Below are 13,836 nucleotides of genomic sequence, written 5' to 3'. Positions count from 1 at the left end.
TGTCGAATAGGAAATAGAAAACTTGTTTATAATGCATAAATGTTCTGTTTTTGTGAAAAGAATGGTAAGATGATACCTGAAAAATTTTCCTGCTAAATGGCAGGATAAAAATTAAGATGCAGTAAAGGCAGTGAACAGATGAGTGAAAAAGAAAAGCTTGCGGTGCTGATTGGCCCTACAGCTGTTGGTAAAACAAAAATGAGCATTCTTCTGGCAAAAAGATTTAATGCGGAAGTCATCAGCGGAGATTCAATGCAGATATATAAGTGCATGGATATCGGCACGGCCAAAATTAAGGAAGAAGAAATGGAAGGGATTCCACATCATTTAATCGATATCAAAAATCCTGAGGATCCATTTTCGGCGGCCGAATTTCAGCAACTGGTCCGAAGCAAAATCACAGAAATAACTTCTCGCGGCAAACTTCCAATGATTGTTGGGGGGACAGGATTGTATATTCAATCTGTTATTTATGATTATCAATTTTCTGATGCTCCTTCAGATGAGAAATTCAGGAAAACATTGGAGGAGCGCGCCGAAAGGGAAGGGATCACTGTACTTTATAAGGAGCTTTTGGACATAGACCCTGAAAGCGCAGAAAAAATTCATCCCAATAACATTCGCAGAGTGATCAGGGCGCTGGAAATTTACCATTGCACAGGAAAAAAGATGTCCCAGTACCAGGAGCAACAGGAACCGGCACTTCTTTATGATGCGGTGCTGATTGGGTTAACGATGAATCGGGAAACTTTATATGACCGCATTAACCAGAGAGTAGAGATCATGATGCAGGAGGGCTTGCTTGAAGAGGTAAGAGCTTTGTATGATCAGGGTTTAATGGATTGCCAGTCCATACAGGCCATCGGTTATAAAGAGCTGTATGAATACTTTAATGAGCGTGTCTCACTGGAGGATGCAGTAGAAAATCTTATGCAAAATTCAAGAAGATACGCAAAAAGGCAGCTAACATGGTTTCGAAACAAGATGAAAGTGGAATGGTTTGATATGTCCGATACAGCTGACCCTCAGGAGTTTGAAAAAAAATTCGCTGAAATTTCTGCTCATATTGAAGGAAAGCTGAAAATAAAATCGAATACATAATGATAGAGATAAAAGAGGAGGATTATAATGAAATCAGCAATCAATATTCAAGATCAGGTACTCAATCAGCTTCGCAAGGATAATATTAATTGTACTGTATTTTTGTTGAATGGATTCCAGATTAGAGGCCAGATTAAAGGCTTTGATAATTTTACAGTATTATTCGAATCAGAAGGGAAACAGCAGCTTGTCTATAAGCATGCCATTTCTACCTTCGTTCCACAGCGCAATGTTCAGCTGGATATGGAAAACCAGCAATAATATAAAGGCAAGAAAAGGGGCTGGGACAAAAGCATTTCGACCAAAGAAAAAAACGAACTATTATTCGAAATTCTGATTTAGAGTTTCGTAATAGTTCGTTTTTTTTATTTTTATTACTTTTTAAAATAGAAATCATTCGGCTTTAACAACGGACAATTTAGTTCTGTCCCAGCCTCTATTTTCTTATGCAAAGACAAATATTTTTAATGAAATGGATGATGGATGAATACATATAGATATGAGAATTTAATGTGGATAAGAGTTGGTGGGTGTGCTACCTATGATCTGGGAGTATACTGTCAGTTATCCGCACTCTCTAAAGCGGAGAAAAACCCGTTATTTCTCGGGAAACCGCATGTACCGACACTCCTGCATTGGCGTTTGTTGAAAATGGCAGGACCTTGTCGCATTTTAGCCTAATAACCATATTATCGGGCATCATATAGGCTTTTGTCACAACGATTACTTCTTTGTGTATACTGTGCTAAGAATGTGAGGTGATAGCTTTTGGACCAGCCGATTCGCCTGAAAAATAATGGCCAGATCAGCATCGTGCTCAATTCACAAAAGCGTAAAACATATACAAAAGAGCTTCCCGAATCCCAAGCGCCTCCAAAAGCCATTCCGGCTGAGCATACCGCTCTCAAAGAAATCGAAGAAGAACTTGGCGCTCTTGTTGGAATGGAAGAAATGAAGAAAATGATCAAGGAGATTTATGCCTGGATTTATGTGAATAAAAAGCGGGAAGAAGCAGGTCTCAAAGCTGGAAAGCAAGCATTGCATATGATGTTCAAAGGGAATCCCGGCACAGGTAAAACGACTGTTGCCCGCTTAATAGGCAAGCTTTTTCAAAAAATGAATGTGCTGTCAAAAGGACATTTGATTGAAGCGGAGCGGGCCGACCTTGTCGGTGAATACATTGGCCATACAGCTCAAAAGACAAGGGATCTGGTTAAAAAAGCGATAGGTGGAATTCTGTTTATTGACGAAGCATACTCGTTAGGCAGAGGAGGAGAGAAAGATTTTGGAAAGGAAGCCATTGACACTCTCGTCAAGCATATGGAAGACCGGCAGCATGAATTTATCCTGATTCTTGCGGGTTATTCCAGAGAAATGAATCATTTCCTGACCTTGAACCCGGGGCTTCATTCCCGTTTTCCCCTTGTTATTGACTTTCCTGATTACTCGATAGAACAGCTGATGGAAATTGGTCAGAGGATGTTAAAGGAAAGGGAGTATACATTAAGTCATGAATCCGAAAAGAAGCTGAGGGAGCACTTGCATTTTGTTAAAACCAATCTCAGCCCTAACAGCTTTTCGAACGGGCGCTACATCCGAAACATCCTTGAAAAATCTATCAGGGCACAGGCCATGCGTCTATTAATGCAAAACAGCTATGACAAGCATGATCTGATGACTCTCAGAAGCAATGATTTGGTGTTTGAAGAAGCGGATTAAGGGGATATTGAAATAAAGTAGACAGTGTCAATGAACATTGGCATTGTTTTTTACTGGAGGAGGAATGTAAAATGAATGAAATTACAGTTTATACTACAAATACTTGTCCTTACTGTACGATGGTGAAGAACTTCCTGGATCAGCAGGGTCTGGATTATAAAGAGGTTAATGTGCAGAATGACCAGAGAGAGGCGCAAAAACTCGTTGAAACCACAGGCCAAATGGGAGTGCCTCAAATTAATGTGAATGGAAAATGGGTCATTGGCTTTGATCCGAATACGATCATGGCGAACGTGGAGCAATAATAAAAGGCCTGCTCAGGTTTGAGCAGGTCTTTTTAAAGGATAGCAATATAAAGCACCGGCTTACGCCGATGCCTTAGTTCCCAGCCTCTTAACCGGAAGCTTCCAATTATATGTGTAAGATAAAACCCGTAAAGCGGTAATGATGATAAACAATGCATATAGCTCAAACGGCGCTGACGCAAGTCCGAGTCCGATAGTAAAACCACAAAGGATAGCCCAGACAGCATAAATTTCAGATCGCAATACCAGCGGTTTTCTTCTTGCAAGAAGATCGCGGACTATTCCGCCGCCGCTTCCTGTTAATACAGCTGCTACAATAACAGCGCTTAGTGGGTGATTCATTTCCGTTGCGTAAAGAGCTCCTTGGATTGCAAACGCGGATAATCCGATGGCGTCAGTGAAATTGCCCCATTTTTGCCAGTGTTTCAGCAGGTTGTTTGGGAACAGCATTACTGCTGTGATGGATAGAAGGGCAATTTGAAAAAATAACCCCTGCTCCCAAAGGGCAGAGACAGGAACGCCTATTAGCAGGTTTCGGATGGCTCCGCCGCCAAAAGCAGTAACAATCCCGAGTATATAAACGCCCAGAATGTCATATTCTTCTTCCATGGCTACAATTGCACCGCTGACAGCGAAGGCAATAGTGCCAATCATACTTAAAACTTCCCATGTCATATGCCATTTCTCCTCATGATGAAAATCTCAAAATCTATTATTGTCCAAATTAATTGCAAACGTCAATTCTTTCCAAACAATATGATTTTAACATGGAAAAAAAGAATTACAACCTTTTTTATGCAATTTAAAAGAAAGGTTTCAAAAGCCTTTAGTTAGCGAGGAAATTAGTATTTGACCATGTTTTTTGATATGATCAATTAAAATAAGAATATGAAAGAGGGATGCTGGTTGGAACATAAGCCAGATTATGAAAAAGTCATTCTTGTCGGCTGTCATACTGAAGAAGATGATCAGCGGTTTGAGTATTCAATGGAAGAATTGGAATCCTTAACGGAAACTGCAAATGGGAAAGTTTTGGCTGCAGTGACTCAAAAAAGGGACCGGGTTCATCCATCTACATATATAGGAAAAGGAAAAGTGGAGGAACTGGCTGCTCTTCAGGAAGAAATGGAAGCGGATATTATTATTTTTAACGATGAGCTTTCACCTAGCCAGGTTAGAAACTTATCTGCAGAGCTGGATGCAAGAATCATTGACCGGACACAGCTGATATTAGATATCTTTGCACAGAGGGCACGCTCCAAAGAAGGAAAACTGCAGGTTGAATTAGCCCAATTGCAGTATCTTCTGCCGCGCCTTTCCGGTCAGGGTATCCAACTTTCAAGGCTTGGAGCAGGGATTGGTACAAGGGGACCGGGTGAAACCAAGCTGGAATCAGACCGCCGGCATATACGCCGCCGCATTGATGATATTAAGACCCAGCTTTCCGTCATTGTACAGCACCGGGACAGGTACCGTGAACGGAGAAAGAAAAACAAAGCATTTCAAATTGCGCTTGTCGGCTATACAAATGCTGGAAAGTCCACAATCTTCAACAGGCTGTCTGAAGCTGATTCATACGAAGAGAACCAGCTGTTTGCCACTCTTGACCCAATGACCCGCAAGCTGATTTTGCCAAGCGGTTTCATTACACTTGTGACAGATACAGTTGGATTTATTCAGGATTTGCCGACTACACTGATTGCGGCCTTCCGATCCACCCTGGAAGAAGTAAAGGAAGCGGATCTCCTTCTTCATATAGTTGATATGTCCAATCCGGATTATTACCAGCATGAGCAGACGGTAAATAAACTAATAGAAGATTTGGAAAATGATAAAATACCGCAGCTGACGGTATATAATAAAAGAGATCTAAGGCATCCTGATTTTGTCCCGACCGCCAGGACAGAAACGATTCAGATCAGCGCCTTCGAAGAAGATGACCGCAATGAGCTGAAACGGAAAATTGAGCAGATAATCCTGGGGATGATGAAGCAGTACCATGTTGAAGTGCCTTCAACAGAAGGTAAACTGCTATCCCAGCTTAAGAATGAAACCATCCTGAGGGAATTAACCTTTAATGAAGACAAAGAACTCTATATATGCAAGGGTTATTACCTCGAAGATCATCAAATCTCAGGACCTTTAACGAAATATACTGTATAGTTAGGAGAACATCATGTTTCAACAGTTATCACAAGGAAAAAAGCTGCAGCCGATAGTAAAAGAAGTAGGGCAGCAAATTTCAGGCGTATTAAAGAACATTGAAGAGCGGATTGATGAGAACCAATTCCGGGTATTAAAAAGCTTTCAAAATTTCAAAGTCAGCGATTCTCATTTTATGCCATCAACCGGCTATGGTTATGATGACATCGGCAGGGATACGTTGGAAAACATTTATGCCGAGGTATTCGGCGGGGAAGCGGGACTAGTACGTCCTCAGATTATTTCCGGCACCCATGCCATTTCAATTGCACTCTTTGGTGTATTGCGGCCGGGTGATGAATTGCTGTACATAACAGGCAAGCCGTATGACACACTTGAAGAAATTGTGGGAATCCGTGGAACAGGCAACGGCTCGCTGAAAGAGTTCGGGATTGGATACAATAGCATCCCGCTGAATGAAGATGGAAGCATAAATTATCCTGCAATCGAAAAAGCCATCAAGCCCAACACGAAAATGATCGGCATTCAGCGCTCTAAAGGATACGCAACAAGACCATCTTTCACAATTGAACAAATTAAAGAAATGATTAAGTTTGTAAAGGAAATTAAGCCGGATGCGGTTGTTTTTGTTGACAATTGTTATGGGGAGTTTGTAGAGGACAGAGAGCCGTGCCATGTTGGGGCAGATTTGATGGCCGGATCGCTGATTAAAAATCCTGGCGGCGGCATTGCTAAGACTGGCGGATATCTTGTCGGAAGGAAAGAATGGGTGGAAGCCTGCTCTTATAGAATGACTTCTCCGGGAATTGGTTCAGAAGCGGGTGCGTCCCTATACAGCCTTCAGGAAATGTATCAGGGCTTTTTTCTTGCTCCGCACGTTGTCGGCCAGGCGCTGAAAGGGGCGGTTTTTACAGCAGCTCTGCTTGAGCAGCTTGGAATGAACTCCAATCCAAAATGGGACAGTAAAAGAACTGATTTAATCCAATCTGTCCAATTTGATGATAAAGAAAAAATGGTTGCCTTTTGCCAGGCGATTCAGTTTGCATCACCAGTTAATTCCCATGTAACAGCCTACCCTGCATATATGCCGGGATATGAAGATGATGTCATCATGGCAGCAGGCACTTTTATCCAGGGTGCAAGCATTGAGCTGACTGCAGACGGTCCGATCAGACCTCCCTACGTAGCCTATGTACAGGGCGGTCTTACTTATTCGCATGTAAAAATGGCTGTATGCATTGCGCTGAACCAATTGCTGGAAAAGGGTTTAGTTCAAATAAATTAGGTAAATATAAAAGGGACAGCTGCTTAGTCAGCTGTCCCTTTCTTTTGCTTAACTGAGAATTATATGAAAATATGAAAGGTGAAAATTTTTTGAAAAAAACATGTTATAAAATCTAACATATCATTGACATATTTTCTGACATTACATATAATATGATCAAGAAGTAATTGAAAAGGGGGAGAAATAGTTGACTGGAAGCGAGATTCGACGTTCCATGCCGCTTTTCCCAATTGGTACTGTCATGCAGCTGACTGACCTGACTGCCAGGCAGATTCGCTACTATGAAGAACACCAATTAATTTCTCCAGCAAGAACTGACGGAAATAGAAGGCTGTTTTCCTTAAATGACATCGATGTCCTTTTGGAAATTAAAGATTTAATAGATCAAGGTGTAAATATGGCCGGGATCAAGCAGCTTTTTTTCGTCAAACAACAGCAAGCACTGACTGAAACTATGAATAAGCAAGCTGAAAAAGCGAGGCGTGATCTTTCGGATGAAGAAATCAGGAAACTTCTTCGGAAGGAAATTGTGCAGGCAGGGCGTTTTAATCGCTCTTCATCACATCAGGGCAACATCCACCGCTTTTTCCATTAAGAAAGCCTTTTTAGCTCGTTGATAATGTCTTGGATTTCCGGGCGCACATTAACAGAGCCAAAAAATAAATCACTCATGTATATTAAGGGAGGAACTACCAATGGCGAAGTTTACCAAAGAAGATATTAAACGTATTTCAGAAGAGGAAAATGTCAAATTTGTCCGTTTGCAATTTACGGATATTCTTGGAACAATCAAGAATGTGGAAATTCCGATCAGCCAGCTTGAAAAAGCACTTGATAACAAAATGATGTTTGATGGATCTTCAATCGAAGGTTTCGTGCGCATTGAAGAATCAGATATGAATCTATATCCAGACCTTGATACTTGGGTAGTGTTTCCTTGGACTGCTGAAAAAGGCAAAGTGGCACGTCTGATTTGTGACATCTATAATCCGGATGGAACTCCATTCCTTGGTGATCCGCGAAGCAACCTGAAACGCATCCTTCAAGAAATGGAAGACCTTGGCTACACAGATTTTAACTTAGGGCCGGAACCGGAATTCTTTCTTTTCAAGCTTGACCATGCAGGAGAGCCGACTCTTGAACTGAACGACAATGGCGGGTACTTCGACCTTGCTCCAACAGATCTTGGTGAAAACTGCCGCCGTGACATCGTACTTGAGCTGGAAGAAATGGGCTTCGAAATTGAAGCATCTCACCATGAGGTTGCCCCTGGGCAGCACGAAATCGACTTTAAATACGCAGATGCTTTAACAGCTTGTGACCAAATTCAGACATTCAAGCTGGTTGTTAAAACAATTGCCCGCAAGCATGGCTTACATGCGACATTTATGCCGAAGCCATTATTCGGTGTCAGCGGATCCGGAATGCACTGCAACGTTTCACTATTCAAGGATGGCAAGAATGCGTTCTTTAATGAAACTGGCGATCTTCAGCTAAGTGATGATGCCCGCCACTTTATTGCTGGCATCGTAAACCATGCAACTGCATTCACAGCAGTGACAAATCCTATCGTTAACTCATACAAGCGTTTGGTTCCTGGCTACGAAGCACCTTGCTATGTTGCCTGGTCTGCTCAAAACCGTTCACCTCTAATCCGTATTCCTGCTTCCCGCGGTGTAAGTACACGTGTTGAGGTGCGAAGCGTTGACCCAGCAGCTAACCCATACCTTGCGATGGCCGTATTATTAAAAGCTGGTCTGGACGGAATTAAAAATAAAATGACTCCGCCTGCTCCAGTCGATCGCAATATCTATGTAATGACAAAAGAAGAACGTGAGGAAGAGGGAATCAAGGACCTGCCTCCTACATTGGCAGCTGCACTTGAAGAGTTAAAGAGAGATGAAGTTATTGTTTCTGCTCTTGGAGACCACATCTTCGAACATTTCATCGAAGCAAAAGAAATTGAATGGGATATGTTCCGTACGCAAGTTCATCCTTGGGAGCGCGAGCAATACTTGAGCATGTATTAAGAATTATTAAAACCCCTGGCTGATAGAGCTAGGGGTTCTTATTATGGAAATGCAAAAACCCCGTTCTCAAATGAACGAGGTATTAATAAATAATTTCTATCTCTGCTGCATCTCTCTATTCTTTATGTCTTATTTTTAAGAAGTCGAGACATGTCAGTAATGCATCTCCTCCAAATCCTGCAATCACCGCTAGGAGAACTACCTTTAAGGCGGAGTCAGGATCTGAAGTTACGACCAGAAAAACAGCCGCTAAAGCCCCCATGATTACTTCTTCAAAGACCCCCAGATAGATGAATTTTTTTGTCCTTCTGGGTTTAACCATTTTGCCTTCTTTCCGAATATGTCCAACGACACCAACCAGCCCACCAATCAACAAAGCGAAGGTAATGTTCAAAAACATTTTTTCTTCACACTCCTAAAGTCGAGATTTTGGAAAAGCGACCTTAGGTTGATTCTCGGTGTATTACCATTATATAGAAAATGATTATAAAATAATATGCATAAAAATACCGAATTTTCTGAATTATAAATTAGTCATACATGACTGTAACCTTATGCAAACAGAAAAGTATCAGTTACTTTCGTATCATTTCACTGATAGTACCAGGTAATAGGAACTGCTAACCTGCTTAAAATAGGAACAAATAAAAGCAGGCAAAGGATGCCTGCTTTTTAACAATCTATTAATGCATATGGCGGTATACACCAATTACCTTTCCAAGAATAGAAACATTTCGGAGGATAATTGGTTCCATTGTCGAGTTTTCCGGCTGTAGTCGAATAAAGTCTTTTTCTTTAAAGAATCTCTTGACAGTTGCTTCGTCTTCCTCTGTCATGGCAACCACAATATCTCCATTATTAGCAGTGCTCTGCTGTTTAACGATTACATAGTCTCCATCAAGGATTCCTGCTTCAATCATACTTTCACCCATGATTTCAAGCATGAAAACATGCTCGTCAGCAGGTGCCATTCTTTCCGGCAGCGGGAAGTATTCTTCAACATTTTCAATTGCAGTTATCGGCTGCCCTGCTGTTACTTTACCTACAATTGGAACATTAACTGCGCTGACCTTGGGAATGTTAGAAGCCTCGTCCAAATCTAAAATTTCAATAGCACGAGGTTTAGTAGGGTCCCTGCGAATCAGCCCTTTACTTTCAAGCCTTGCGAGATGGCCGTGAACGGTCGAGCTTGAAGCCAGACCGACTGCTTCCCCAATTTCCCTTACAGAAGGAGGATATCCTCTTAATTTAACTTCTTCTTTTATAAACTCCAATATATCTTGCTGTCTTTTAGATAATTTCACCATCTTTACGCACCTCGTATGTGTTTTTATTGTCTCAATTATAGCATCAATTACCATATGATACAAACATAAGTTCGAATGTTTATTGACACAAAACAAATGTTCGGTCTATAATAAAAACATAAAATACGAACATATATTCTTTAAGAGGTGGTATATCATGCTGAACAAATTGTGGAAATCATATTCTTATGCTATTATTCTCTTCGCTTTAAGTGTGGCAGCAGCATTTATAATGCTCATGCAAATAGAAACGCCTGACAAGGAAAAGTTTGTGAAAGTCACAGTTGCAGAGGGGGATTCTTTATGGAAGATTGCTGAAACATTTTCTGCTGAGCATTCTCTGTCTACAGATCAATTTATTAATTGGGTGGAACGAAATAATGGGATAGCAGCAGGAAGGATTTTTCCCGGTGATGAAATTGTTATTCCAGTTAAAGCCCTGGATGACCAGCCATATAAAGAGCTTGCCAGTTCAAATCTTAACGAATAAGGAGAAGTTATGAAAGCAATTATTTACTGCAGAGTCAGTACTACAAAGGATACTCAGGAAACATCCCTTTCAAGACAGGAAGAAGAGCTTTTGAACCTGGCAGAAAAGCATGGCTTTGAAGTAGTCAAGGTCATCCGCGAACAGGCCAGCGGATACGATCTCGAAAGAGACGGCATATTGGAACTTTTAGACTTAATTAAACAAAAGAATATTAAGGTTGTTCTCATCCAGGATGAAACAAGGCTGGGGAGGGGAAATGCAAAAATTGCGATTCTCCATTGCATCTTTAAAGAAGAAGTCCAGTTATACAGCATCTCGAATAATGGCAAGCTGGAGCTTTCGGAATCAGATTCGATGGTGCTGAGCATTGTAGGAATGGTAGAGGAGTATCAGCGAAAGCTGCATAATATCAAAATCAGACGCGGCATGCAGCGGGCTGTTGATAACGGATACAGGCCCGAGAAAAACCTAAGTAATCAGGGCGCAAATGGCGGAAGGGAAAGAATAGAAGTGCCGATAGAGGAAATTGTCCGGCTAAGGAAGAACGAGTTAACATTTGCTGAAATAGCTGCGACTCTTAGGGGGTTTGGCTATAATATTTCTAAAGCAACTGTTCATAGAAGGTATAAAGAACATATTGATTCACTTGCTGAGTAGAGCACTTTTCTTGTAAAAGGTGCTCATTTTTAGTATGATGGCATATGAGTTTCAGTATTGTTCCACATCTGAAGCTGCTGTATAATAAAAACTTCCCTCAGAAATATTCAAAGGTAATCTTTTGATATAAAGGAGTTTTACTAAATGCTGCCTAAACAAAAACTTGCCCGAATTAATGAATTGGCAAAGAAGGCCAAGGAATCCGGACTGACAGAAGCAGAAGCGAAAGAACAGACGTCTTTGCGCAAAGAGTATTTGGAGACTTTCCGCTCTGGCATGTTAAACACGCTGAAGGGTGTTACAATCGTTGACCCGAAAGGAAACGACGTAACTCCGAAAAAGCTGAAAGAATTCCAAAATAAAAACCGCCTTCACTAATAATATAATTGCAAGGGATACACTGCGTTGTATTCCTTCTTTTAATAGAGGAGATGGCATAGGGATCTATCTCCGTTTTTTTACATAAGCCGGGTCTTTTTGTGTCAATATAGTAACAAACCGGCTTTTTTGGTCTCTTACCTGACCCTATTAGTTGTGAAAAAAAGAGACACCCGATAATATTAAAAGAGTGAAGAATTACTACTCGAAAGGATGTATTGAATGTTTAATCACACAGATGAACTATCCATCAGTTCCATTCGTACTTTATCAATTGACGCCATTGAAAAGGCGAACTCCGGCCATCCTGGCATGCCAATGGGGGCTGCTCCAATGGCTTATACACTTTGGACACGCTTCATGAACCACAATCCGAAAAACCCGGAATGGTTCAACCGTGACCGTTTTGTCCTTTCTGCAGGACATGGCTCTATGCTTTTATATAGCCTTCTTCATCTTTCAGGCTATGATGTTTCCATGAATGATATTAAAGAGTTCAGACAGTGGGGAAGCAAGACTCCAGGTCACCCTGAATTCGGCCATACACCTGGTGTTGACGCAACAACAGGCCCATTAGGACAAGGTATTGCTATGGCTGTCGGAATGGCTATGGCTGAACGCCACTTAGCTGCAACATACAATAAAGACAACTTCAATGTTGTTGATCATTATACATACAGCATCTGCGGTGACGGAGACCTTATGGAAGGCGTTTCTGCTGAAGCTGCTTCTCTTGCCGGTCACTTGAAGCTGGGCCGATTGGTTGTTCTTTATGATTCAAATGATATCTCACTCGATGGAGACCTTGATAAATCTTTCTCTGAAAGTGTTGCACAGCGCTTCAAGTCATACGGCTGGCAGTACATCCGTGTAGAAGACGGCAATGATCTTCACGAAATCGCAAAAGCCATTGAAGAAGCGAAACAGGATGAAATCCGTCCGACAATGATTGAAGTGAAAACAGTCATCGGCTATGGCTCTCCAAACAAATCAGGTAAATCTGATGTTCACGGCGCTCCACTTGGTGCTGATGAATTGAAATTAACAAAAGAAGCTTATAAATGGACATTCGAAGAAGACTTCCATGTTCCACAGGAAGTATATGATCACTTTAAACAGCAAGTTGTTGATCACGGTGCGAAAAAGCAGCAGGAATGGGAAGAACTTTTTGCACAGTATAAAGAAGTATATCCTGAGTTAGGAAAACAGCTTGAGCAGGCGATCAACGGCGAGCTTTCAGGTGGCTGGGATAAAGACATCCCCGTATATGAAGAAGGAAAGAGCCTTGCTAGCCGTGCTTCTTCAGGAGAAGTGCTAAATGCTATCGCTCAGAACCTGCCTTCATTCTTTGGCGGATCCGCAGACCTTGCAGGCTCCAACAAAACAATGATTAAAGGGACAGGTGACTTTACGGCTGAATCATTTGATGGCCGCAACATCTGGTTCGGTGTACGTGAATTTGCAATGGGTGCTGCATTGAATGGAATGGCGCTTCACGGCGGACTAAAAGTATTCGGCGGAACATTCTTCGTGTTCTCTGATTACCTTCGTCCGTCAATCCGTCTGGCGGCACTTATGAACTTGCCTGTAACGTATGTTTTCACACATGACAGTATCGCTGTCGGTGAAGACGGCCCTACACATGAGCCTGTAGAACAGCTAGCTGCTTTGCGTGCAATGCCAAACCTGTCTGTTGTCCGTCCCGCTGACGGAAATGAAACAGCAGCTGCCTGGAAAACAGCAATTGAATCAACAAACAAGCCAACTGCATTAGTATTGACACGTCAGAACCTTCCTACATTAAAAGGAACGGATTCAACGGCATACGAAGGCGTACAAAAAGGCGGATATGTTGTATCACCAGCTTCTAACAGTAATGCGGATGTATTATTGCTTGCTGCGGGATCAGAAGTCAGCCTCGCAGTTGAAGCTCAAAAAGTTCTTGAAGGTGAAGGCATCCATGCATCTGTAATAAGCATGCCTGCCTGGGACCGCTTTGAAGCTCAATCAAAAGAGTACAAAGAAAGCGTAATTCCTAAAACAGTCAAGAAACGTCTTGCCATTGAAATGGGATCTTCACTTGGCTGGCACCGCTATGCAGGAGACGAAGGCGATGTTCTAGCAATTGATACCTTCGGCGCATCTGCACCAGGTGAAAAAATTATGGAAGAATACGGATTCACAGTAGATAACGTTGTAGCACGTGTAAAAGCGCTGCTGCAGGGATAATGATATCAGGAAGGGGCTGGGACAAAACTAGCTTCAGATAGTAAGAAAGGTGAATTTGAGTGCGCTCAAATTCACCTTTCTCTTATTTCAGGGTATTAATTCTTTAAATTCTTATTTTTTGGCAGTGAATTTCCTTAAATTCACTGCCATTAACGCGAGACCCATTTCGTTT

The 13,836-nt window shown here is 41.7% G+C and carries 15 protein-coding genes; 12 read left to right on the top strand and 3 right to left on the bottom strand.

From position 1 onward, the window contains the following. The first annotated feature begins 138 nt into the window (after nt 1-138). From miaA to M3205_RS00060, 4 genes are all read left to right on the top strand, one after another. Nucleotides 139-1,101 (top strand): tRNA (adenosine(37)-N6)-dimethylallyltransferase MiaA, encoded by a 963-nt coding sequence (gene miaA, locus M3205_RS00075; protein ID WP_251168070.1) that lies wholly within the window; start codon nt 139-141, stop codon nt 1,099-1,101. 27 nt (nt 1,102-1,128) lie between these two features. After that, nucleotides 1,129-1,362 carry an RNA chaperone Hfq gene (gene hfq, locus M3205_RS00070; RefSeq protein ID WP_009330585.1) on the top strand — a complete coding sequence of 78 codons (234 nt, stop codon included), beginning with the start codon at nt 1,129-1,131 and terminating at the stop codon, nt 1,360-1,362. Between the two features lie 507 nt (nt 1,363-1,869). Beyond that, a complete protein-coding gene (spoVK, locus tag M3205_RS00065) occupies nt 1,870-2,820 on the top strand; it encodes a stage V sporulation protein K (protein WP_251168069.1) in 951 nt (316 codons plus the stop codon). Nucleotides 2,821-2,891: 71 nt separating this feature from the next. Further along, nucleotides 2,892-3,125, top strand: coding sequence for a glutaredoxin family protein (locus M3205_RS00060; protein ID WP_251168068.1), 234 nt, complete (start codon nt 2,892-2,894; stop codon nt 3,123-3,125). A 60-nt stretch (nt 3,126-3,185) separates the two neighbouring features. Here M3205_RS00060 and M3205_RS00055 read toward each other — a convergent pair whose 3' ends face one another. Further along, entirely contained in the window at nt 3,186-3,800 is a 615-nt protein-coding gene (locus tag M3205_RS00055; RefSeq protein ID WP_095242431.1) for a trimeric intracellular cation channel family protein, read from the bottom strand. Between the two features lie 231 nt (nt 3,801-4,031). Between M3205_RS00055 and hflX the strand changes: the two genes are divergently transcribed. From hflX to glnA, 4 genes are all read left to right on the top strand, one after another. Next, nucleotides 4,032-5,288 carry a GTPase HflX gene (gene hflX, locus M3205_RS00050; protein ID WP_251168067.1) on the top strand — a complete coding sequence of 419 codons (1,257 nt, stop codon included), beginning with the start codon at nt 4,032-4,034 and terminating at the stop codon, nt 5,286-5,288. Nucleotides 5,289-5,301: 13 nt separating this feature from the next. Continuing rightward, nucleotides 5,302-6,573: a methionine gamma-lyase family protein gene (locus tag M3205_RS00045; RefSeq protein WP_251168066.1), complete on the top strand. Its 1,272-nt coding sequence runs from the start codon at nt 5,302-5,304 to the stop codon at nt 6,571-6,573. Nucleotides 6,574-6,760: 187 nt separating this feature from the next. Beyond that, nucleotides 6,761-7,168, top strand: a complete 408-nt coding sequence (locus M3205_RS00040; protein WP_285885857.1) for a MerR family transcriptional regulator — start codon at nt 6,761-6,763, stop codon at nt 7,166-7,168. A 100-nt stretch (nt 7,169-7,268) separates the two neighbouring features. After that, the gene (gene glnA, locus M3205_RS00035) at nt 7,269-8,603 is read left to right on the top strand and encodes a type I glutamate--ammonia ligase (RefSeq protein WP_251168065.1); all 1,335 of its coding nucleotides are present in this window, start codon (nt 7,269-7,271) and stop codon (nt 8,601-8,603) included. Nucleotides 8,604-8,718: 115 nt separating this feature from the next. On the opposite strand, the gene M3205_RS00030 is transcribed toward glnA, so the two are convergent. Both M3205_RS00030 and lexA read right to left on the bottom strand, forming a co-directional pair. Then, nucleotides 8,719-9,003, bottom strand: coding sequence for a DUF4257 domain-containing protein (locus tag M3205_RS00030; protein WP_251168064.1), 285 nt, complete (start codon nt 9,001-9,003; stop codon nt 8,719-8,721). A gap of 283 nt (nt 9,004-9,286) precedes the next feature. Beyond that, on the bottom strand, nt 9,287-9,910 hold the full coding sequence (gene lexA / locus M3205_RS00025; RefSeq protein WP_048008928.1) for a transcriptional repressor LexA: 624 nt from the start codon (nt 9,908-9,910) through the stop codon (nt 9,287-9,289). A 157-nt stretch (nt 9,911-10,067) separates the two neighbouring features. Here lexA and yneA point away from each other — a divergent pair, with 157 nt between their 5' ends. The 4 genes from yneA to tkt all read left to right on the top strand — a co-directional run bounded on the left by yneA (nt 10,068) and on the right by tkt (nt 13,664). Then, a complete protein-coding gene (gene yneA / locus M3205_RS00020) occupies nt 10,068-10,400 on the top strand; it encodes a cell division suppressor protein YneA (protein WP_251168063.1) in 333 nt (110 codons plus the stop codon). A gap of 9 nt (nt 10,401-10,409) precedes the next feature. Next, nucleotides 10,410-11,057, top strand: a complete 648-nt coding sequence (locus M3205_RS00015; RefSeq protein ID WP_251168062.1) for a YneB family resolvase-like protein — start codon at nt 10,410-10,412, stop codon at nt 11,055-11,057. Nucleotides 11,058-11,201: 144 nt separating this feature from the next. Continuing rightward, a complete protein-coding gene (locus tag M3205_RS00010) occupies nt 11,202-11,435 on the top strand; it encodes a DUF896 domain-containing protein (protein WP_009330562.1) in 234 nt (77 codons plus the stop codon). A 222-nt stretch (nt 11,436-11,657) separates the two neighbouring features. Beyond that, nucleotides 11,658-13,664: a transketolase gene (gene tkt, locus M3205_RS00005; protein WP_251168061.1), complete on the top strand. Its 2,007-nt coding sequence runs from the start codon at nt 11,658-11,660 to the stop codon at nt 13,662-13,664. Nucleotides 13,665-13,836 lie beyond the last annotated feature (172 nt).

This window comes from Cytobacillus firmus, from assembly GCF_023715565.1.
Classification (GTDB): domain Bacteria; phylum Bacillota; class Bacilli; order Bacillales; family Cytobacillaceae; genus Cytobacillus; species Cytobacillus firmus_C.
Note: the sequence above shows the minus strand (reverse complement) of the source record. Positions and strands in the feature narration are given on the sequence as shown.

Excerpts from the sequence above, each read along its gene's own strand:
- yneA (WP_251168063.1), top strand. The coding sequence starts at position 10,068 with ATGCTGAACAAATTGTGGAAATCATATTCTTATGCTATTATTCTCTTC.
- M3205_RS00060 (WP_251168068.1), top strand. The coding sequence starts at position 2,892 with ATGAATGAAATTACAGTTTATACTACAAATACTTGTCCTTACTGTACG.
- tkt (WP_251168061.1), top strand. The coding sequence starts at position 11,658 with ATGTTTAATCACACAGATGAACTATCCATCAGTTCCATTCGTACTTTA.
- lexA (WP_048008928.1), bottom strand. The coding sequence starts at position 9,910 with ATGGTGAAATTATCTAAAAGACAGCAAGATATATTGGAGTTTATAAAA.
- miaA (WP_251168070.1), top strand. The coding sequence starts at position 139 with ATGAGTGAAAAAGAAAAGCTTGCGGTGCTGATTGGCCCTACAGCTGTT.
- M3205_RS00030 (WP_251168064.1), bottom strand. The coding sequence starts at position 9,003 with ATGTTTTTGAACATTACCTTCGCTTTGTTGATTGGTGGGCTGGTTGGT.
- M3205_RS00045 (WP_251168066.1), top strand. The coding sequence starts at position 5,302 with ATGTTTCAACAGTTATCACAAGGAAAAAAGCTGCAGCCGATAGTAAAA.
- M3205_RS00010 (WP_009330562.1), top strand. The coding sequence starts at position 11,202 with ATGCTGCCTAAACAAAAACTTGCCCGAATTAATGAATTGGCAAAGAAG.
- hfq (WP_009330585.1), top strand. The coding sequence starts at position 1,129 with ATGAAATCAGCAATCAATATTCAAGATCAGGTACTCAATCAGCTTCGC.
- glnA (WP_251168065.1), top strand. The coding sequence starts at position 7,269 with ATGGCGAAGTTTACCAAAGAAGATATTAAACGTATTTCAGAAGAGGAA.
- M3205_RS00015 (WP_251168062.1), top strand. The coding sequence starts at position 10,410 with ATGAAAGCAATTATTTACTGCAGAGTCAGTACTACAAAGGATACTCAG.
- M3205_RS00055 (WP_095242431.1), bottom strand. The coding sequence starts at position 3,800 with ATGACATGGGAAGTTTTAAGTATGATTGGCACTATTGCCTTCGCTGTC.